At 67.5% G+C, this 20,496-nt stretch carries 19 protein-coding genes; 7 read left to right on the top strand and 12 right to left on the bottom strand.

Annotated elements, in window-relative coordinates:
- Window positions 1–34 precede the first annotated feature (34 nt).
- Complete coding sequence (gene ettA / locus PSA7680_RS02290; RefSeq protein ID WP_085867038.1) at window positions 35–1,690, bottom strand: energy-dependent translational throttle protein EttA; 1,656 nt, start codon at window positions 1,688–1,690, stop codon at window positions 35–37.
- 175 nt (window positions 1,691–1,865) lie between these two features.
- Between ettA and PSA7680_RS02285 the strand changes: the two genes are divergently transcribed.
- Complete coding sequence (locus PSA7680_RS02285; RefSeq protein ID WP_085867037.1) at window positions 1,866–2,465, top strand: nicotinate-nucleotide adenylyltransferase; 600 nt, start codon at window positions 1,866–1,868, stop codon at window positions 2,463–2,465.
- Here the strand turns inward: PSA7680_RS02285 and PSA7680_RS02280 are convergent.
- The gene (locus tag PSA7680_RS02280; RefSeq protein WP_085867036.1) at window positions 2,431–3,291 is read right to left on the bottom strand and encodes a DMT family transporter; all 861 of its coding nucleotides are present in this window, start codon (window positions 3,289–3,291) and stop codon (window positions 2,431–2,433) included. The genes PSA7680_RS02285 and PSA7680_RS02280 overlap by 35 nt on opposite strands.
- Before the next feature lie 86 nt (window positions 3,292–3,377).
- On the opposite strand from PSA7680_RS02280, the gene dacB reads away from it, so the two are divergent.
- Both dacB and PSA7680_RS02270 read left to right on the top strand, forming a co-directional pair.
- Complete coding sequence (dacB, locus tag PSA7680_RS02275; protein ID WP_085867035.1) at window positions 3,378–4,868, top strand: D-alanyl-D-alanine carboxypeptidase/D-alanyl-D-alanine endopeptidase; 1,491 nt, start codon at window positions 3,378–3,380, stop codon at window positions 4,866–4,868.
- Window positions 4,869–4,977: 109 nt separating this feature from the next.
- Complete coding sequence (locus PSA7680_RS02270) at window positions 4,978–5,298, top strand: antibiotic biosynthesis monooxygenase family protein (RefSeq protein WP_085867034.1); 321 nt, start codon at window positions 4,978–4,980, stop codon at window positions 5,296–5,298.
- Between the two features lie 69 nt (window positions 5,299–5,367).
- Here the strand turns inward: PSA7680_RS02270 and PSA7680_RS02265 are convergent, their stop codons facing one another.
- From PSA7680_RS02265 to PSA7680_RS02250, 4 genes are all read right to left on the bottom strand, one after another.
- Window positions 5,368–6,018, bottom strand: coding sequence for a DUF3299 domain-containing protein (locus PSA7680_RS02265; protein ID WP_085867033.1), 651 nt, complete (start codon window positions 6,016–6,018; stop codon window positions 5,368–5,370).
- 87 nt (window positions 6,019–6,105) lie between these two features.
- Entirely contained in the window at window positions 6,106–7,725 is a 1,620-nt protein-coding gene (locus tag PSA7680_RS18670) for an ABC transporter permease (protein ID WP_085867032.1), read from the bottom strand.
- Window positions 7,722–8,423 (bottom strand): ABC transporter ATP-binding protein, encoded by a 702-nt coding sequence (locus PSA7680_RS02255; protein WP_085867031.1) that lies wholly within the window; start codon window positions 8,421–8,423, stop codon window positions 7,722–7,724. The genes PSA7680_RS18670 and PSA7680_RS02255 overlap by 4 nt, the downstream gene beginning before the upstream one ends.
- Window positions 8,424–8,551: 128 nt before the next feature.
- Window positions 8,552–8,929 (bottom strand): tellurite resistance TerB family protein, encoded by a 378-nt coding sequence (locus PSA7680_RS02250; protein WP_085867137.1) that lies wholly within the window; start codon window positions 8,927–8,929, stop codon window positions 8,552–8,554.
- 231 nt (window positions 8,930–9,160) lie between these two features.
- Between PSA7680_RS02250 and PSA7680_RS02245 the strand changes: the two genes are divergently transcribed.
- The 4 genes from PSA7680_RS02245 (at window position 9,161) to PSA7680_RS02230 (ending at window position 13,709) form a co-directional block, all read left to right on the top strand.
- Window positions 9,161–10,054 (top strand): NAD(P)-dependent oxidoreductase, encoded by an 894-nt coding sequence (locus tag PSA7680_RS02245; RefSeq protein ID WP_370738522.1) that lies wholly within the window; start codon window positions 9,161–9,163, stop codon window positions 10,052–10,054.
- A 9-nt stretch (window positions 10,055–10,063) separates the two neighbouring features.
- Window positions 10,064–10,927, top strand: coding sequence for a sugar phosphate isomerase/epimerase family protein (locus PSA7680_RS02240; protein WP_085867029.1), 864 nt, complete (start codon window positions 10,064–10,066; stop codon window positions 10,925–10,927).
- Window positions 10,924–11,961, top strand: coding sequence for a Gfo/Idh/MocA family protein (locus PSA7680_RS02235; protein ID WP_085867028.1), 1,038 nt, complete (start codon window positions 10,924–10,926; stop codon window positions 11,959–11,961). Before PSA7680_RS02240 ends, PSA7680_RS02235 begins: the two co-directional genes overlap by 4 nt.
- 104 nt (window positions 11,962–12,065) lie before the next feature.
- Window positions 12,066–13,709, top strand: a complete 1,644-nt coding sequence (locus tag PSA7680_RS02230; protein ID WP_085867027.1) for a lysine--tRNA ligase — start codon at window positions 12,066–12,068, stop codon at window positions 13,707–13,709.
- Window positions 13,710–14,085: 376 nt separating this feature from the next.
- On the opposite strand, the gene PSA7680_RS02225 is transcribed toward PSA7680_RS02230, so the two are convergent.
- From PSA7680_RS02225 to PSA7680_RS02200, 6 genes are all read right to left on the bottom strand, one after another.
- Window positions 14,086–15,081: an ABC transporter ATP-binding protein gene (locus tag PSA7680_RS02225; protein ID WP_085867026.1), complete on the bottom strand. Its 996-nt coding sequence runs from the start codon at window positions 15,079–15,081 to the stop codon at window positions 14,086–14,088.
- A 1-nt stretch (window position 15,082) separates the two neighbouring features.
- Window positions 15,083–16,111, bottom strand: coding sequence for a Gfo/Idh/MocA family protein (locus tag PSA7680_RS02220; RefSeq protein WP_085867025.1), 1,029 nt, complete (start codon window positions 16,109–16,111; stop codon window positions 15,083–15,085).
- Window positions 16,112–16,346: 235 nt separating this feature from the next.
- Window positions 16,347–17,186: a carbohydrate ABC transporter permease gene (locus PSA7680_RS02215; protein WP_085867024.1), complete on the bottom strand. Its 840-nt coding sequence runs from the start codon at window positions 17,184–17,186 to the stop codon at window positions 16,347–16,349.
- A gap of 12 nt (window positions 17,187–17,198) precedes the next feature.
- Window positions 17,199–18,107: a carbohydrate ABC transporter permease gene (locus PSA7680_RS02210; RefSeq protein WP_085867023.1), complete on the bottom strand. Its 909-nt coding sequence runs from the start codon at window positions 18,105–18,107 to the stop codon at window positions 17,199–17,201.
- 74 nt (window positions 18,108–18,181) lie between these two features.
- Window positions 18,182–19,435 carry an ABC transporter substrate-binding protein gene (locus PSA7680_RS02205; protein WP_085867022.1) on the bottom strand — a complete coding sequence of 418 codons (1,254 nt, stop codon included), beginning with the start codon at window positions 19,433–19,435 and terminating at the stop codon, window positions 18,182–18,184.
- Window positions 19,436–19,457: 22 nt separating this feature from the next.
- Complete coding sequence (locus PSA7680_RS02200; protein WP_085867021.1) at window positions 19,458–20,363, bottom strand: N-acetylmuramic acid 6-phosphate etherase; 906 nt, start codon at window positions 20,361–20,363, stop codon at window positions 19,458–19,460.
- Window positions 20,364–20,496 lie beyond the last annotated feature (133 nt).

Here is a 20,496-nt window from a genome sequence, read left to right as displayed (position 1 = left end):
AAAAAGGCGGGCCTTGGCCCGCCTTTTCAGTCCGTCAGCGCGTGAACTTCTTGTGCTTGAGCCGCTTGGGCTCCAGCGCATCCGGGCCAAGCCGGCGCTTCTTGTCTTCCTCGTAATCTTCGAAGTTGCCTTCGAACCACTCCACGTGGGCATCGCCTTCGAAGGCGAGGATGTGGGTGCAGATCCGGTCGAGGAAGAAGCGGTCGTGCGAGATGACCACGGCGCATCCGGCGAAATCCACCAGCGCGTCTTCCAGTGCCCGCAGGGTCTCGACGTCCAGATCGTTGGTCGGTTCGTCGAGCAGCAGCACGTTGCCGCCGGAGCGCAGCAGGCGCGCCATGTGCACGCGGTTGCGCTCCCCGCCCGAGAGCAGCGAGACCTTCTTCTGCTGGGTCGAGCCCTTGAAGTTGAAGGCCGAGCAATAGGCTCGGGCGTTCACTTCGGCGTCGCCCAGCTGGATCACGTCCAGCCCGTCGGCGATGGCCTCCCATACGGTGGCGTCATCGTCCAGCTCGTCGCGGGTCTGGTCCACGTAGGAGAGCTGCACCGTGTCGCCGTAGGTGATGCTGCCCTCGTCGGGCTGTTCCTGGCCGGTGAGCATGCGGAAGAGGGTGGTCTTGCCGGCGCCGTTGGGGCCGATCACGCCGACGATGCCGCCCGGCGGCAGCGAGAAGCTGAGGTTCTCGATCAGCAGCTTGTCGCCCATGGCCTTCTTCAGCCCCTCGACCTCGATCACCTTGGAGCCGAGGCGCGGCCCGTTGGGGATGATGATCTGCGCGCGCGAAAGCTTCTCGCGCTCGGACTGGTTGGCCAGTTCGTTGTAGGCGTTGATCCGGGCCTTGGACTTGGCCTGGCGGGCCTTGGGCGAGGCGCGCATCCATTCCAGCTCGCGCTCCAGCGTCTTCTGCTTGGATTTGTCCTCGCGGGCTTCCTGCTCCAGCCGCTTGGCCTTCTGCTCCAGCCAGCTGGAGTAGTTGCCCTCGTAGGGAATGCCGCGGCCGCGGTCCAGTTCGAGGATCCAGCCGGTGATGTCATCGAGGAAGTAGCGGTCGTGGGTGACGATCAGGATGGTGCCCTTGTAGTCGATCAGGTGCTGTTGCAGCCAGGCGATCGTCTCGGCGTCCAGATGGTTGGTCGGCTCGTCGAGCAGCAGCATGTCGGGCGCTTCCAGCAGCAGCTTGCACAGCGCCACGCGGCGTTTCTCGCCGCCGGAGAGGGTGGTGACGTCGGCATCGTCCGGCGGGCAGCGCAGGGCTTCCATCGAAACGTCGATCTGCGCGTCGAGATCCCAGAGGTTCTGGGCGTCGATCTCGTCCTGCAGCTTGGCCATCTCCTCCGCGGTCTCGTCGGAGTAGTTCATCGCCAGCTCGTTGTAGCGGTCAAGGATGGCCTTCTTCTCGGCCACGCCCAGCATCACGTTGCCGCGCACGTCCAGCGAGGGGTCCAGTTCCGGCTCCTGCGGCAGGTAGCCGACCTTGGCGCCCTCGGCCGCCCAGGCCTCGCCGGTGAAGTCCTTGTCCAGCCCTGCCATGATCTTCAGCAGGGTGGATTTGCCGGCGCCGTTGACGCCGACGACGCCGATCTTCACGCCCGGCAGGAAGCTCAGGCGGATGTTTTCAAAGCATTTCTTGCCACCGGGGTATGTCTTGGAGACACCGTCCATGTGGTAGACGTATTGATAGGCTGCCATCTGGGGCCCTTTCGCTTCGGAATTCGCGGATTTGGCGTGCTTTTTAGGGGCGCGGGCGGCGCGGGACAATGGCAAAATCGCCCGGCGGCCCGGATGAGGCCCTGCTGCGGGCGTGGCGCTCTGGACATTCCCCGGGCCCGCCGCCTAGGGTGCGCGCCAGCGAGAAGGGGCGAAGATGCGCACAGGGTTTCCCATGGCCGGACGGGGCCAGAAGATCGGCCTGCTGGGAGGATCGTTCGATCCGCCCCATGCCGGGCACCTGCACATCACCCGCGCGGCGCTCACGCGGTTCGGGCTCGATCAGGTCTGGTGGCTGGTGTCGCCGGGCAACCCGCTGAAGGCGCGCGGCCCGGCGCCGCTGGAGAAACGGCTCGCCGCCTGCCGGGCGCTGGTGGATCATCCGCGCATCCGGGTCACGGATTTCGAGGCCCGCGTCGGCACACGCTACACCGCCGAAACCCTGACCGCCCTGTTCCGGCACTACCCCGGCGTGCGCTTCACCTGGCTGATGGGGGCCGACAACCTCGCCTCCTTCCACCGCTGGGACCGCTGGAGCACGATCATGGCGAGCCTGCCCGTGGGGGTGATCGCCCGCCCGGGAGATCGGATCTCGGCACGGCTGTCGCCGGCGGCCAACCGGTTCCGCACCGCGCAGCTGCGGGGCCGCGAAAGCCACCGCCTGCCCATGGCGCCGCCGCCGGCCTGGTGCTTCATCAACGTGCCGATGGTGGATCTCTCCTCTACCGCGATCCGGGCGCAGGGGGCGTGGGCGTGAGCCGCGGCCAGAGGCCGGCGAGGCCCGAGGCCACCAGCAGCGCCAGCCCTGCAAGGGCCACGGCATCGGGCAGATCGCCGAACACGGCCAGCCCGAGCCCCGTCGCGGCGACGAGCTGGAAATAGACGAAGGGCGCCATCCGCGTGGCCGGCGCCATGCGGTAGACGACCACCAGGAGCAGGTTTCCGGCCATGCTCGCCAGGGCGGAAAGCAGGGCCAGCGCGGCCACCGGCGCCGTGGCCTGCGGCAGGTGGGAAAGCCCGGCGGGTGCGAGCACGAGTGCGCCCACCAGAAGCTGGGAAAACAGCAGCCCGCGGGGCCGCGCCACGCCCGCCAGCCAGCGGCTCGCGGTCAGGAAGGCGCCGTAGAAGCAGCCCGCCAGCACCGCGAAACCGAGCCCCGGCGTCATGCCGAAACCGGGTTTGACGACCATCAGCACCCCGAGAAAGCCGAGCCCCAGCAGGGCGATGCGCGCGGCTTCGGGCCGTTCCTTCAGAAGCCAGACCGACAACCCGTAGGAAATCACGGGGCCGATGAAGAAGGCGCCGAAAACATTGGGCAGCGGCTCCGTCGACAGGGCGGTGAGGATCGCGCAGATCCCGCCCACGATCAGCATCCCGCGCAGCCAGATGCGCCCGTCGGCCATCAGGCGGGGGCGGAAGGTAGAGCCGAGGAAGGGCAGCATCGCCAGCGCACCGATCGCGAAACGGCTCCACGCCACGAACCACGGGCTCACCCCGTGGCGGGTGATCAGCAGCTTGCCTGCCGTGTCTCCCAGCGGGATCAGCGACATGGCGAGAAGCATCAGGAGGGCGGCGCGGATCATGAGCCGGACGCTAGCGGTGCGCCTGCGCAATGAAAAGTGATAATCCCGTGCTTGCAGCGCTGCCGGGGCTCGCGTTTACTCGGCTCATGAGCAGGCAGTTTTCCCGGCGTTTCTTCCTCGGCGCGGCCCTTTCCGGCGCCGCGACGCAGGCCCTCGGCAATGCGCCCGTCACCTCCCTGCGGCCGCTGCCGCGCGGAGCGAAGCCGGGCGCGGGGCTGGTGCCTTCGGCCGATGCGCTGATCCGCGCCGCGAAACTGGGCGGCGACGTCGGCTTCCTTGTGATGGACAGCGCCACCGGCGAGGTTCTGGACGTGCACAACCCGCTCCTGGCCCTGCCTCCGGCGAGCGTCGCGAAATCGCTGACGGCGCTCTACGCGCTGGATGCGCTGGGCGCGGAGCACCGTTTCCGCACCCGCCTTCTGGCGACGGGGCCGCTGGAGGGGGGCGTGCTGCGCGGCGATCTCATTCTCGCCGGTGGCGGCGATCCGGTGCTGGGCACCGACGATCTGGGCGATCTGGTGGCGGCCCTGCAGGCGGCCGGGGTCACCCGCCTTGAGGGCGCTTTCCGCGTCTATGCCGGCGCGCTGCCCTTCGTGCACCATATCGATGACGGCCAGCCCGATCACCTCGGGTACAACCCGGCGATCTGCGGCCTGAACCTGAATTTCAACCGTGTCCATTTCGAGTGGAAACGCGCCGGCGGCGGCTACGACGTCACGATGGACGCCCGCGCCAAGCGCTTCAACCCGGCGGTTTCCATCGCCAAGATGCGCGTGGTGGACCGCCGCCTGCCGATCTACACCTATGCCGCGCAGGGCGGGGAGGATCACTGGACGGTGGCGCGCGGGGCGCTGGGCAACGGCGGGGCGCGGTGGCTGCCGGTGCGCAACCCGGCGATGTATGCCGGCGAAGTGTTCCGCACCATCGCCGCCGCCCAGGGGCTGAGCCTGCCGGAAGCCGGGCAGGTGGAAACGCTTCCGGCCGGGGCGCGGCCGCTGGCCGAGCACAGCGGCGCGCCGCTGCCCGAGGTGCTGCGCGGCATGCTGAAATATTCCACCAACATCACCGCCGAGGCCGCGGGGCTGGCGGCCAGCGGCGCGCTCGGTCCGCAGCCGGCGGGGCTTGCCGAGAGCGCGGCGCGGATGTCGGGCTGGCTGGCCGAGCGGCTGGGCGTGCAGCACGCGCGGATGGTGGATCACTCCGGGCTCGGCGATCGCTCCCGCATTTCCGCGCGCGACATGGTGAAGGCGATGCAGAACGCCCCTGCGGGCCAGCTGCGCCCGATGCTCAAGCCCATCCCCGTGCGCAACGAGAAGAACGAGATCATCAAGGGCCACCCGGTGAAGATCGCGGCGAAGACGGGCACGCTCAACTTCGTCTCCGCGCTTGCGGGCTACGCCACCACCCCGGGGGGGCGGGATCTGACCTTCGCCATCTTCACCGCCGATCTGGACAGGCGCGCTGCGCTGCCGCCGGAGGCGCGCGAACGCCCCGAAGGCGGGCGCGCCTGGGCGCGGCGCTCCCGGCGCCTGCAACAGCGGCTCATCCTGCGCTGGGCCAGCCTCTACGATGCCTAGGCGCCGCGCCGGCGCCCGCGCACCCTTGGCCGGCTGCGCTTTGCCCTAGGCGGGCGCGGCGAAAGCTGCCAAGCTTGCAGCATCAAGATCCAGCGAGGGAGGAGGCCCCATGCCCAAGATCGCCGCCGGCGCAGAGCTGCAAACCGTCATCACCACGTTCGACGTGACGCCCGGATCCTGTCAGGATCTGCTCGATCATCTCCAGGATGCCTATGAAAACGTGATCCGCCACCAGCCCGGTTTCATCGCGGCCGGGCTGCACGTGAACGATGCGCAGACGCGGATCGCCAATTATTCGCAGTGGCGGCGGCGGGAGGATTTCCAGGCGATGCTGCGCACCGAGGAGATGCGCAAGCGCAACCGGGTGATCAACGATCTGTGCAGGAGTTTCGAGCCGGTCATGTATGACGTGATGCACACCTACGACTAGCATCGCGGGCGTTTGGGTCGCGGCGGGGCAGGGGGCCTCGCCGCGCCACCGCTCTGCTCCGCCCGGCGCCTATTCGTAGGGTTCGACCTTCAGCGCATCGATGCGGTAGGCGACGTCCACGCTCGCCTGGCCGTCCACGAGGTTGACCTCCTGCCGGGAGGATTGGCCGAGCATCGGGCCGGTGATCCAGACGGGGGTGTAGAGCCCGGTGATCTCGATCCCTTCCGGATAGCTCACGTAGACGACCTGGTTGGGTGCCGGCGGCGGGGTGTGGATGCAGGCCCCCACGGTGGGCACCAGCAGGAATTCCGTCGTCTTGCGGCCGTCCAGCTGGAGCGGCAGCATGTAGCCGGGCATCCGCACCGTCTTGCCGATCAGGCTTTCGTTCACGCCCTCGTAGGCCTGGCGCCGCTTTTCCCGCACCACGTCGCGCATGCTGAAGAGGTAGGCGATGTCGAGCCCCTGCGCGGTGAGGCGCGCGCGGGCTTCCTCGACCTGTGCCGGGTAGTCTTCGAACTCGGCGAATTTCTCGGGGTCCTGCTCGTAGTCGTAGATGAAGCGCAGATCGGCGAGATCCTCGTAGGTCAGTTCGAGAAAGGGATCCTCGTAGGGCTCCATCACCGGGAGCAGCCCGTCCCAGTAGACGGTTTCGCTCTCGGTGGCCGCGACGGGGGCGGCCAGCATGAGCGACAGGCCCGCGGCGATCAGAATGCGTTTCACTCGGTCTCTTCCTTCTTCCTCGGCTCCGGGCTACCGGACCCGATGCCACGGGGGATGCCCCCCCCCCCGGGGGCGGAGTTCACCCCGTCACAGGCGCGGCGTCAACCCGTCCGCCAGCGTGGCCCTGTAGGTGCGCCATGCCGGCGGCAGGCTCGCGATCAGCGCGGCGCCGAGCACGGCGGCCACGAGAGCCAGCTCGCGGCCGGAAAAGGCCCAGCCCATGCGCAGGCCGAACTGCTGCGCCAGCATCGGCGCGGCCACCGCCTGCAAAGCGTAGAGCAGAAGGATGCCGGCGCAAATTCCCAAGGTCGTGATCAGCAGCGCTTCGCCGAGGATCAGGCGCATGATCATGCCCGGCGTGGCGCCCACGGCGCGCAGGATCGCGAACTCGCGCCGGCGCCCCTCCAGCGTGGCCGCCAGCATCACGACGAGCCCGATCAGCCCGGCCGCCACCACCGCCCAGGACATCAGGCGCAGCGTGTCTTCGGCCACGCCGGTGATCTGCCAAAGGCCCTGGAGCGACACGGCGGGCATAACGGCGGTCAGCGGCGCGCCGGCGTATTCGTTGATGCGCCGCTGCACCGACAGAACGGCCGTCGGCGAAGTCAGCCCGACGAAGGCCGCGTTCACCGCGCCCGGCTCATGATCGTGATGATGGTGGGCCTCGTCCGAGTGCTCCGCGTCGGCGTGCTCCGCCTCGGAATGTCCCTCATGCGCGTGCTCGTCGGCGTGTCCGGTTTCGCCGTGCGCGTGTGCCTCTTGCTCGGCTTCGGCGTGGTCCGCGTGGTCGTGGTCATCCTCGGCATGGTCCGCATGCGCGTGGTCTTCCGCGTGCCCGGTTTCGCCGTTCGCATGTGAGTCATTGCTGGTTTCGGCGTGGTCGGCGTGGTCGTGGTCGTCCTCGGCATGGTCCTCATGCGCGTGCTCTTCGGCGTGCCCGGTTTCGCCGTGCGCGTGTGCGTCATGCTCGGCTTCGGCGTGGTCTTGGCCTTCCTTTGCCGGGGCGCCGAGATCCGAAGCGGGGGCGCGGGGCGCGGCTTCCGCGAATGGATCGGCTGCTTCCGGCACCGCGCCATAGCCTTCGTGGATCCGGTCGAAGCCCTCCAGCGGCACGAAGACCATGCGGTCCACCGGGGTGCCCGTGGCTGCGAGGATGCCGGTGATTGTGAAGGGGGCATCGTCGTGCACGTCGAAGGAGACATCGCCCGCCCCGTGGGCGTTCACGATCACGGTGCCCAGCCCGTAGCCGAGTTGCGCGGCGACATCGGCGCCCACGACCGCCTCGTCGGGCGCGTCGAACACCGTGCCCTGCGCCATGCGCAGGGGCTGGCGGTTTCCGTATCGGAAGTGGTCGAAATAGGCGGCCTCGGTGCCGATCACCGGGTGGCCCTTGTGGTTGTCCCCCTGCGAGATCGGCACGGCCCAGGCCACTTCGGGCATGGTGTGGATGGCTTCGAAGGCCTCCCAGTCCAGCGTGTTGCTGGTGGAGCCGATGCCGAAGACGGTGGCGAGCAGGATCTGGAGATCGTTGCCGCGGGCGGCGATGATCAGATCGGTCCCCGAGACGGCATTGGTGAAGCCGTCGCGGGCCTGCTGGCGCAGGCGTTCGATGCCCAGCAGCAGCGCCACCGAGAGCGCGATGGCCAGAACGGTGAGCAGGAGCGTGAAGCGGCGGTTGAGCAGGGAGCGGTAGGCCAGGGCGATCATGCGGCGGCCCTCCCGGCGGCGAGATCACGGAATTCGACGGCCCGGTCGAAGCGGCCGGCGAGGCGGGGATCGTGGCTCACGAAGAGCAGCGTGCTGCCGGCTTCGGCGCATTCGGCCAGCAGCAGGTCGATGAATTCGGCCTTCACCTCCTCGTCCAGCGCCGACGTCGGCTCGTCCGCCAGCACGACGGGCGGGCGGCCCAGAAGGGCGCGGGCGGCCGCCACGCGCTGCTGCTGCCCCACGCTCAGGCGCGCCACCGGGGCGGCGAGAAGCTCCGGGGCATCCATGCGCAGATGGGCGAGCAGGCGAAGCGCTTCGTCCTTGGCCTGCGCCCCCAGGGCGGCGTGGCGGCGTTCGGAGAAGCGCACCGCCAGCAATACGTTGTCCAGCACCGAGAGATAGGGCAGCAGGTTGAACATCTGGAAGATCACGCCCATGCGGTCCGCCCGGAAGCGATCCCGCGCGGGGGCGCTCAGGCTGCCCAGATCGGTGCCGTCCACACGCACGGTGCCGCCCTGCGCCTGAAGCACCCCGGCCACGAGGCCGAGGAAGGTGGATTTGCCGCAGCCCGAAGGCCCGTGCAGGAAGGCGGTCTCGCCCGCGTCGAGGTGGAAGCTTGCGATGTCCAACACGCCGGTGCCGGGCGCGGCCGCCGTTCGGGGCGCCCAGCTGAAGGTTGCGTTTTCGACGTCGATCATGATCTGCTATCCCGGTGCTTCGCTTCGCTGTGCGTCGCAAGAAGTAACGTTATTACATAACAGTCAAGCGAAAACGGACGGCAGCTCCGGGAAAGCCGGCGGATCGGCGGCTTTCGCCGCCGAAACGATCACCCGTTCAGCGTCATGTGGCGGGCGCGTGCGCCGCGCTCGATGGCGGCGGCGTGGAGCCGGTCGATGTTCAGCTCGTAGCGGATCTCTTCCAGCAGGCGCAGCTCCGGCCCGTGCAGGGTGCCGTCCGCCGCGGCCACGTCGCAGGCCATCGCATAGGCGGTTTCGAAGAGCTGCTCGGGCAGGTTCTCGCGCACGAGACCGAAGAGCGCGTCCAGCCCGTCTTCCTCTTCCAGAAGATCGAAGACGATGTTGCTGACGGTGCTCATCCTGTCCTGGTCGTAGTTCTGGAACACGGGGAAATGGTTCACGATCCGCTGGATCGTCACCAGCTCGCTCGTGCGCACCACCTCGTCGGAGGCGGATTCGGCGATCATGATGGCGACGAGGCAATCCTGCGGGGTCAGGGTGGGGGGCACTTGGGACACGAAGGTTTCTCCACGAGTGTTGACTGGCCGGCAGGATAGTGGCCACGGCCGAGAAGGGCCAGAGGGCAATGCGCCCCGGTTTGCGCGCCGGGCGGCCGACGTGCGTGCAATGTCGGGAAAATGCCTGTCACGCCGGCTGCGGGGCGCTAAGGTGGGGCCGGGACGCAGGGAGGAGAGACGATCATGAAGACAGCAGGGGTCATCGGCCTAGGAGACATGGGCAGCGGTCTGGCGAAGAATCTGATCGCGGCGGGCTTTGCCACCACGGGCTACGATCTGAGCGCTGCGCGCTGCGCGGCACTCGCGGAGATGGGCGGCGCGGCGGCGGAGTCCGTCGCCGCCGTGGGGGCCGCGTCTGACGCGGTGTTCGTGATGGTGATGAACGGCGATCAGGCCCGCGAGGTGATCCTCGGGCAGGGCGGGCTCGTGGACAGCATGGCGCCCGGCGGGGCCGTGATCCTGTCGGCCACGATCAGGCCGCGGGAAGCGCGCGAGATCGGGGCGGCGATGGCGGGCACGGGTCTGCACCTGATCGACACGCCGGTGTCGGGCGGCTTTCCCGGCGCGCAGAACGGCACGCTCACGATGATGGCCGCCGCGCCCGCGGAGGTGCTGGACCGTTTCGCGCCGGTCATGGAGGCCGTCTCGGCGGTGATCCACCGCGTCGGGGAGGCGCCGGGGCAGGGGCAGACCGTCAAGGCCGTGCTGCAATCGCTGATCGGCTCGATCTTCTCGGCCACCTTCGAGGCGGCGGTTCTGGCGGCCAGAGCCGGCGTGGCGGGCGAAACGCTCTTCAACGTCGTCTCCACCTCGTCGGCGGGCTGCGGCTGCGCCAACACCGCGCTGGAAAACATCATCGACCGCAAGTTTGCCGGCACCGGCTCCGGCATCGGCACGATGCACAAGGATCTGACGATCTCGATGGATCTCGGACAGGAGCTGGAGGTGCCGCTGCACACGGCGGCGGCCGCGATGCAGATCTTCCACGCCGGGAAATCTCGGTTTCCCGAAGGCGACAACTGGGCCTGCGCGCGCATGATCGAAGAGATCGTGGGCGCCGAGCTGCACCGGTAGGAGGGAGCGATGGATCTTGGCGTGATCTGTGACGGCATCAGCCGCGACCTCTCCCATGCGCTCGACGTGATGGACGAATTCGGCCTCACCCATGCCGAGCTGCAATTCGTCGGCGAGAAGGAAGTGGGCGATCACAGCCCACGGGAAGTGGCGGAGATCGACAGGCTCCTGCGTGACAGGGGCAAGCCCGTCAGTTGCCTGTCGCGCCACGTCTTCGCGGGGGTGACGGTGGCCAACCGGCCCGGTGACGCGCTGCATCGGGCCCATATGGAGGCGCTGAAGCGGGTGATCGACATGGCCCATGTCCTCGGCGCGCCGCTGGTGCGGATCATGACGCCCAGGAAGGAGCAGATCCTCTGGGGCGCGCATGGGGCCGAGGTCTGGAACGTGGCCAGGGGCGCCTGGGAGGCCTGCCTGCCGCTGATCGCACCGGCCTGCGAGATGGCGCGCGATGCGGGGGTGACGCTGGTGGTGGAAACCGGCAACGGCACCATGGTCAATTCCAACCACACCGCCCGCCGCCTGATCGACGATCTCGGCGCGCAGGACGTGTTGAAGGTGCTCTGGGATCCGGCCAACAACTGCTGGTGCCACGAACGCGCCTGGCCAGATGGCTACGAGGAGGTGAGGGGCGGCTATCTCGGGCATGTGCACATCAAGGACGTGCAGGTGGATACGCCGCGCGCCCATCTCGAAGTGCGCCCGATGGGGCAGGGGCAGCTTGCCGACCAATTCGCCCCGATCGCGCAGGCGCTGAGGGCGGATGGCTACAGCGGCGTCATCTCCTTCGAGAGCGTCTACCACCCCGGCAACGGGGATTTCGAGGCGGGCTTCCGCCAGTGCATCGGCCCCTTCAAGGACATCTTCGCATGAACTCACCACGCATTCTCGTCGTCGGCGCCGGCCTGATCGGCCAACGTCATATCGCGATGTTGCAGGCGCGCGGCTGGCTGGCCGCCATCGCGGACCCGGCCCCCGCGGCGCGGGGCGTGGCCGAGGCCGCCGCCGTGCCGCTCTTCGACGATCTGGAGGCCGCGCTCGACGGGGTGAAGCCCGACGGCGTTCTGCTGGCCTCCCCCAACCAGCTGCACGTGGCACAGGCGCTGGCCTGCGTGGCGCGGGGCATTCCGGTGCTGGTGGAAAAGCCGATCGCGGACCGGGTGGAGGATGCGCGGCGGCTCGTCGATGCGGCGCGCACGGCGCAGGTGCCGATCCTCGTGGGGCACCACCGCCGCCACAACCCGCTCATCGCGGCGGCCAAGGCCGCCATCGAGGCAGGCCGGCTGGGGCGCATCGTGGCGGTGAACGCCCTGTTCTGGCTCTACAAACCCGACGCCTATTTCGCGCCCGACTGGCGGCGGCAGGAGGGGGCGGGGCCCGTCTTCATCAACCTGATCCACGATCTGGATCTTCTGCGCCATCTCTGCGGCGAGGTGGCGGCGGTCCAGGCGGTGGAAAGCAGCGCGGTGCGCGGCTTTGCTGTAGAGGATACGGCGGCGATGCTGCTGGAGTTCGAAAGCGGCGCGCTGGGCACGGTGTCGATCTCGGATTGCGCCGTCTCGCCGTGGAGCTGGGAATTCGCCGCCGGCGAGAACCCGGCCTACCCGAAGACCGACGTGCCGGCCTACACCATCGCGGGCACCCACGGTGCGCTCTCGGTGCCCGATCTCGGGCTCTGGCATCACCCCGAAGAACGCAGCTGGTGGGCGCCCATCCGCCGCGAGGCGCTGCCTTCGGCGCAGCGCGATCCGCTGGAGGCGCAACTCGATCATTTCGCCGCGGTGATCGCCGGCCGGGCCGAGCCGCTGGTGAGCGGCGAAGAGGGGCTGCGCACCCTGCAGGTTCTGGAAGCGGTGAAGCGGGCGGCGCGGGAGGGACGCCGCGTCGTGCTGTCCGGGGCGGCGTGAATTTCACCGCGCCCCATGCAGGCCCGTGTTGACCTTGCGCGGCCCGAAGCATAGGACACCTGCGTTGCGGCATGGGGCCGCGACGCAAAGGAAAAGCTAGCACGATGTCTGATCTTCGCGAGACTGCAATGAGTTCGAAAGCCTGGCCCTTCGAGGAAGCGCGCCGGGTGCTCAAACGCTACAGGAAGCAGCCCCCCGAGAAGGGCTACGTGCTGTTCGAAACCGGCTACGGCCCCTCGGGCCTGCCCCACATCGGCACCTTCGGCGAGGTCGCCCGCACCACGATGATCCGCAATGCCTTCGAGGTGATCAGCGACATCCCGACGAAGCTCATCTGCTTCTCCGACGATCTGGACGGGATGCGCAAGGTGCCGGGCAACGTGCCCAACCAGGAGATGCTGCAGGAGCACCTCCAGAAGCCGCTGACCTCGGTGCCCGATCCCTTCGGCGAATACGAAAGCTTCGGCCACCACAACAACGCCATGCTGCGGCGGTTCCTCGATACTTTCGGGTTCGACTACGAATTCTATTCGGCCACGGAATTCTACCGTTCCGGCGCTTTCGACGAGATCCTGAAACGCGCCTGCGAGAAGTATGACGCCATCATGGAGGTCATGCTGAAATCCCTGCGCGAGGAGCGCCGCCAGACCTATTCCATCTTCCTGCCGATCCACCCGGAGACCGGCCGCGTGCTCTACGTGCCGATGAAGAAGGTGGATGCGGAAAACCACACGATCACCTTCGACGACGAAGACGGCCGGGAGTGGACGCTGCCCGTCACCGGTGGCAACGTGAAGCTGCAGTGGAAGCCAGATTTCGGCGCGCGCTGGGCGGCGCTTGAAGTCGATTTCGAGATGTACGGCAAGGATCACTCCACCAACACGCCGATCTACGACAGCATCTGCCGCATCCTCGGCTGGCCGGCGCCGGAGCATTTCACCTACGAGTTGTTCCTCGACGAGAACGGCCAGAAGATCTCCAAATCCTCGGGCAACGGCGTGTCGATCGACGAATGGCTGACCTATGCCTCCACCGAGAGCCTGGCCTACTTCATGTACCAGAAGCCGAAAACGGCCAAGCGGATGCATTTCGACGTGATCCCGAAGGCGGTGGACGAGTATCACCAGCAGCTGCGCGCCTACCACGGGCAGGATCTGAAGGCGCAGCTGAACAACCCGGTGTGGCACATCCACGCCGGCGACGTGCCGCAGTCGGACATGGTGGTGCCCTTCTCGATGCTGCTCAACCTCGCGTCGGTCTCCGGCGCCGAGGACAAGGACAAGCTCTGGGGCTTCATCCAGCGCTATGCGCCTGAGGCCAGCCCCGAGGCCAACCCGCAGATGGATCAGGCCGCGGGCTTTGCCGTGCGCTACTACAATGATTTCGTGAAGCCGGCGAAGGTCTACCGTGCGCCCACCGATCAGGAGCGCGCCGCGCTCGCCGATCTGGTGGCCGCGCTGAAGGACGTGGACGTGGCCAAGGCGATGATCGAGAAGAAGAACGCCGCCATGGGGCAGGAGGCCGATCTGTCGGGCTTCGGCCTCGAGGATGCGGACGATCTGCAATCGCTCGTCTTCGCGGTGGGCAAGAACCACGGGTTCGAGAACCTGCGCGAGTGGTTCGGCGCGCTCTACGAGGTGCTGCTGGGCGCCAGCCAGGGCCCGCGCTTCGGCGGCTTCATCGCGCTTTACGGCGTGGAGGAAAGCATCGCGCTGATCGAAAGCGCGCTGGCGGGTGAGCTGGCCTGATAGGGGCCAGAAAGTAATTTGGGAGAGGCGGCACTTCGAGGCCGCCTTTTTCTTCTAAGCCCGGGGCGTGCAGCGGCCCGGGCAGCGCCGACCCGCCCCGTCAAACCAGAGGTTTGCCTGCGGCCAAACAGGCGGCGCTTTCGCGCCACCCCGCGGGCCTTTGCTGCCCTCCGATGTATCGACAAGCTTCAGAATGAACAAGGCCCGGCGCTCCCCCAGTGCCGGGCCTTGCTGTCTGGCTTCGGGGCCAATCCGCCGGACAGATTGGCTTCGGCTATCTCGTCTGGTTGGATAGCACGATGAGGGCGGCCCCCCGCCCGAGGGGGCGGTCGGGGGCTGCCCGACGTGCCGCCGGGCGTAACATCTAGGCTGTTTTCTACCGCACGCGCTGGCCTTCCGCGTCGAAGTAATAGGCCTTCTCCGGCGCGAAGCCGAGGCCGATGGTCTCGTCCACCGCCACGTTGCTCTGCCCGAACAGACGCACCGTCAGAGTCAGCCCGTCGGCATCCACGATCAGGTTGGTATCGCCGCCGAGGTGCTCCACGTGGGTCACGCGGCCTTTCAGTTGGCCTTCTGCACTGAGCGTGATGTCTTCCGGGCGGATGCCCAGCGTGCGCGGATCGCCGTCCGTCACCCGCGCGGCGGGCAGGAAGTTCATCGACGGCGCGCCGAGGAAGCCGGCGACGAACTGGTTGGCCGGATCGTTGTAGAGCTCCATCGGCGAGCCGATCTGCTCCACGCGGCCGTCGCGCAGCACCACGATCTTGTCGGCGAGCGTCATCGCCTCGGTCTGGTCGTGGGTGACGTAGATCATCGAGGCCGAAAGCTGGCGGTGCAGGTTGGCGATCTCGATGCGGGTGTTCATGCGCAGCGCGGCATCGAGGTTGGAGAGCGGCTCGTCGAACAGGAAGAGCTTGGGCTGGCGCACGATGGCGCGGCCGATGGCCACCCGTTGGCGCTGGCCGCCCGACAGCTCTGAAGGCCGCCGGTCGAGGTAGGCGCCCAGATCCAGCATCCGGCTGGCCTCCTGCACGCGGGCCTCGATCTCATCCTTGGCGACCTTCGCCTGCTTCAGCGCCAGCGCCATGTTTCCGCGCACCGTAAGATGTGGGTAGAGCGCGTAGGACTGGAACACCATGGCGATGCCGCGCTTGGCGGGAGGCGTGGTGTTGACCTGCTCCCCGGCGATGTTGATCTCGCCGGAGGTGGCATCTTCCAGCCCCGCGATGACGCGCAGCAGGGTGGACTTGCCGCAGCCCGAGGGGCCGACGAAGACGACGAACTCGCCGTCTTCCACGTCGAGGTTGATGTCTTTGAGCACCTCCACGGGGCCGAAGGATTTGCAGACGTTGGTGAGGGAGAGGGCGGTCATGTCAGGCCTCTTTCAGATCGATGGGTTGGCCGGAGCGAATGCTTTCGTCGGCGGCAAGGCAGATGCGCAGCGATTGCACGGCATCCTGCATGTGGCGGGTGAGATCGATGTCCTCAGTGATGGCGCGCAGCATGTAGGCCTGCTCGGCGTCGCACAGCTGCTGGTGGCCGGGCTCGTCGGGCATCTCGATGGTGCGGTCGCCTTGGACGGTGTGCACGAGCAGCCCGCCGACCCTGGTATGGCCGTCGATGTCGCTGCTGGCGCCCTTGTTGCCATCGGTGATGGAAACGGAGCCGTTGGGCGAGACGATATCCTTCACGAAGAAGGCGGTTTCGCTCATCATGGGGCCCCAGCCGGCTTCGTACCAGCCGACGGAGCCGTCATCAAAAATGACCTGGAACTGGCCGTAGTTGTACATGTCGGGCGCGATCTCATCGGAGAGCCGCAGCCCCATGCCGTGCACGCGCAGCGGCTTGGCGTCGGTGATCTGGCACATGACGTCCACGTAATGCACGCCGCAGTCCACGATGGGGCTGGTCGTCTGCATCAGCGCCTTGTGGGTCTCCCATTCGGCACCCGTCGATTGCTGGTTCAGGTTCAGGCGGAACACGTAGGGCCCGCCGAGCCCGCGTGCCTCTTCGATGAGCCGCACCCAGGAGGGATGATGGCGCAGGATGTAGCCGACGACGAGCTTGCGCCCCGTCGCCTTGGCGCAGGCCACCACGCGCTCGGCATCGGCCACGGTTGTGGCGAGCGGCTTCTCCACGAAGACATGCGCCCCGGCCTCCATCGCCGCGCAGGCGTAGGCGGCATGGCTGTCGGAATAGGTGGCGATGACGACGAGATCGGGCTTGGTGGCCGCGAGCGCCGCGTGGAAATCGCTGAACGCCGGGTAGGCGGAAAGATCGGGGTGATCCACGCGGCCCGAGCGGTTCACGAGGCCGACGATCTCGGCCTTCGGGTGATGATGGTGGGCCAGTGCGTGGGAGAGCCCCATGTTGCCAAGCCCTGCGATGAGAACGCGTGTCATGGGCGGGCTCCTTGGAGGCTGTGGACACCGCCCGGCGCGCTTGCGAGCCGGGCAGCGCCCGTCCGCCCCCCCGGGCGGGCGCTATGCGCTCCCCCGACGGACGGGCAATGCCCTGTGTTGGATGCCATCGCCCGGTCCGCTTGAGGTCCGGGCAGCCCCCGTCCGCCCCCACGGGCGGGGGCTCTACCCCCACCCGCGGCCGGTGGCAGCCCTCTGTTCGAGATCCGTTCCAGCCTCATTTCACCGCCCCCGAGGTGATGCCGCGAATGAGCTGGCGCGAGAAGATAACGTAGAGGATCAGCACCGGCAGGATCGCCATGGAGAGCGCGGAGAGCACCGCGTTCCAATCGGTCACGAATTGCCCGATGAACACCTGCGAGCCGAGGGTGAGCGTCTTGGTTTCCTCTGCCGGGGCCAGGATCAGCGGGAACCACAGGTCGTTCCAGATCGGGATCATGTTGAACACCGCCACCGTCGCCATCGCCGGGCGCACCAGCGGCAGCACGAGGCGGAAGAAGATGGTGTATTCGCTCAGGCCGTCGATGCGGCCGGCGTTCTTCAGATCGTCCGACACCTGCCGCATGAACTCGCTCAGGATGAAGACGGCCAGCGGCAGCCCCTGCGCGGTATAGACGAGGATCAGCGCCCAGAGCGTGTTCACCAGCCCGGTGGCGACCATCATTTCAAGAATGGCCACGGTGCCGATGCGGATCGGGATCATGATCCCGAGCGCCAGGTAGAGCCCCATCCAGAGGTTGCCCTTGAAGCGATATTCGGCCAGCGCGAAGGCGGCCATGGCACCGAAGAGCAGAACGAAGAACAGCGAGGCCACCGTCACGATCAGCGAGTTCTGGAAGTAGAGGAAGAAATCCCCCTGCTTCATCACCGTCTGGTAGCCGATCAGGCTGAAGGTATCGGCATCGGGCAGGGCGAGGGGCTCGCGGAAGATGGCCTTTCGCGTCTTGAAGGAGTTGATGAGGATCACGAAGACGGGGAAGAGGGCAATGATCGTGTAGAGGATCAGCGCGCCGTGCATCGCGAAGAGGTTGATCGGGTTGGTGCGGGCCTTGTGCATGGTCTCAGGTCCTCACAGCTGGTAGCGGCGCAGGCGGGTCTGGATCCCGAAGAGGTAGATGCAGACGCCCACGAGGATGATGGCGAACATGGCCCCGGCGATGGCGGACCCCATGTGCGGATCGCCCAGCTGCAGCTGGAAGCCGAAGAAGGTGCGATACATGAAGGTGCCGAGGATGTCGGTCGAGAAATCCGGCCCCGCCAGCGCGCCCTGCGCGGCGTAGATCAGGTCAAAGGCGTTGAAGTTGCCCACGAAGGTCAGGATCGAGATGATCCCGATGGAGGGCAGGATCAGCGGCAGCTTGATCTTCCAGAAGGCGGCCATGCCGGTGATGCCGTCGATCTCGCCGGCTTCAAGGATCTCTTCCGGGATCGACAGCAGCGCGGCGTAGATCAGCATCATCGGGATGCCGACGAACTGCCAGACGGAGATCAGCGCCAGCGTGGTGAGCGCGTATTCCTCTTTGCCGAGCCACGGCGCGAAGAGCGATTTCAGGCCGACCGCATCCAGCATGCTGGGTGCGATGCCCCAGATCGGCGAGAGGATCAGCTTCCAGGCGAAACCGACGATCACGAAGCTCAGGATCGTGGGGATGAAGATGGCGGAGCGGTAGAGCGCGGCGAACCGCAGGCGCGGGTGGCTCAGGATCGCCGCCAGGGCGATGCCGATCGGGTTCTGCACCAGCATGTGGATCAGGAAGAACCAGAAGTTGTTGCCGAGCGCGTTCCAGAACGCCTCGGACCAGATCGGATCGCCGAACAGCGTGCGAAAGTTCTGCAAGCCCACGAACACGCGGGCCTGGTCCACCTCGCTGTAGAGGGCGAGGCGCAGCGTGTTGAACAGCGGAAAGATCATCACGGCGGTGTAGACGAGCACGGCCGGAGCCAGGAACACCACGATGTGCCAGCGGATGCGGGGCATGTTGGGAAAACCTCCTTGTAGGTGCCCGGGCGCGCAGGTGCGCGCGCCCGGAGCGGATGCAGCAACGGGAGGGGTTACTGCTGCGGTGCGTACCAGGAGGCGAGGCCTTCCTGGAGTTTCTGGCCCAGTTCTTCCGGCGTCGCGGTGCCCTTGATGGCGGCCACGGAGGCGCCCCAGGTCTCGTTCTCGAGGTTCGGGGTCCCGCGGGAGAGGATCTGGTAGGTGGAGCGGATGGTGCTTTCGCACTCGCTGCGCCAGCTCACGAACTCCTGCGCCAGCGGATCTTCCATCGGCACGTCGAAGTTCGACAGCGAGAAGAAGCCCGGCAGGGCGTTGGCGTAGATGTTGGCGAACTCCTCGGAGCCGACCCACTCAAGGAAGGTCTTGGCCGCTTCCATGTTGGGGGAGGCGGCGTTCAGGCCGATGGCGATGTCGGTGTGGTCGGAGATGTAGCAGGTGTCGCCGGCGTTCTTCACCGGCGGCTTGAAGGCGCCCATCTCGAAAGCGGCCAGCGCGTTGAAGCCGGTGATCTCCCAGGAGCCGGCCGGGTAGATGGCGGCGCGGCCCAGCGTGAAGAGGTTCTGGCTGTCGGGGTAGGTCTGGGCTTCGTAGCCGTCGCCCAGGTAGGCGCCCCACCTGGCCAGCGTCGCGTAGGGCGCGACCCAGGCTTCGTCGGTCAGCTTCTGCTCGCCCTTGATCAGCGCCAGGCGGCCTTCCTCGCCCTTCCAGTAGTTCGGGCCGATGTTGTTGTAGCCCATGGTGGCGGCTTCCCACTGGTCATTGGTGCCCATGGCCATCGGGATGTAGGTGCCGTCTTCCTTGATCGCGTCCAGCACGGCGAAGAATTCGTCTTCGGTTTCCGGAACCTCGAGGCCCAGCTCGGCGAAGGCATCCTTGTTGTAGATGAAGCCGTGGATCACCGAGGCCATCGGCACGCAGAAGGTGGCGGAGCCGTCGTCGGTCTGCCAGGCGGATTTGGCCACGTCGGAGAAGTTGGCCATGGCGGCGAGATCGGAGAGATCGACGAGGTGCCCGGCTTCATAGAGCGCGAGCGAGGCGTCGAAGGGTCGGCAGGTGATCAGATCGCCGGCGGAGCCCGCATCGAGCTTGGAGTTCAGCACCGCGTTGTATTCCGCCGGGGCGGACGGCGTGAACTTCACCTTGATGCCGGGGTTGGCGGCCTCGAAGGCGGGGATGATCTTTTCCTGCCACAGGGCGAGATCGTCGTTGCGCCAGCTTTCGATGGTGATCGTGGTGTCCTGCGCGGCGGCGGCGCCGGCGAGGCAGGTGCTGGCCATCAGGGCCAGCAGGGCGTTTCTGGTTTTCATCGTATCCTCCAGGTTGGGTTGGTCAGGCCGGTGTGTCCGGCGTTTCGAATTGAGCGAAGGCGCGGCGCAGGACGCCACCCGCGGCGGCAAGGCGCGCCTCGGCATCGGCAAGGTCGTTGGCGCCTCGCGCGATCAGGATGGCCGGCTTCACCGCGCCCTGCGCGGCGGTCAGGGCCGCGCGGGCGGCCTCCGGCGAGACTTGTGCGGCTGCTGCGACGATGCCCTCGGCGCGTGCGCGCAGCTTGATGTTGGTGGCCTGCACGTTGACCATCAGCCCGTCGTGGACGTGGCCGAGTTCGATGGCCATCAGAGTCGAGAGCGTGTTGAGCGCGATCTTCTGGGCGGTGCCGGCCCCCATGCGGGTGGCCCCGGCCACGGGTTCGGGCGGAGTCGGCAGGTGGATCGGGTGGCTGGCCAGCGCCAGCAGCGGCGCGTCGGCGTTGTTGGCGATGGCGATCACCGCCGCGCCCCGATCGCGGGCCGTTTCGGCGGCGGCGCATGTATAGGGGGTGCGCCCGGAGGCGGCGAGGGCGATCACGCAATCGGCTGGGCCGGCGAGCGCGCCCGCGGCGGCGCCGGCCTCTGCGTCATCCTCGGTGCCGCCCGGCATGGAACTGTTCTGCGGCACGCCGCCGGCCATGTGGATGCGCACCTGCGCGGGGTCGATCCCGAAGGTGCCCTCCAGTTCCAGCGCATCGGCCAGCGCCATCAGCGCGGAGGAGCCGGCGGCCACGTAGTGCAGCGTGCCGCCGCCGCGGATCGTGCGGGCCATCGCGCGGGCGGCGGGCGGCAGGGCGGGGGCGCAGGCCGTCGCGGCCGCGGCGGCCTCGGCCTGGGCGCGGTAGAGAAAGGCGGCCGCCTCGACGGGATCGCGTTGATCCAGCCCTGCCGATGCGGCGTGCCGTTTCTCCGTGGTCTGCGCTGCCATGCGATTCTCCTCCCAGATTTCCGTTAGGATACCTTTTAGATACCATTTGTCTACCATTTTGTGATCCGGTCCCATTTCTGGCTTGTTTTGAAAGGGAAATTGGGTGTTTTGGTGAATTTGGTATCTAAAAGGT

The sequence above is a fragment of the Pseudoruegeria aquimaris genome (assembly GCF_900172235.1).
GTDB lineage: Bacteria > Pseudomonadota > Alphaproteobacteria > Rhodobacterales > Rhodobacteraceae > Pseudoruegeria > Pseudoruegeria aquimaris.
Note: the sequence above shows the minus strand (reverse complement) of the source record. Positions and strands in the feature narration are given on the sequence as shown.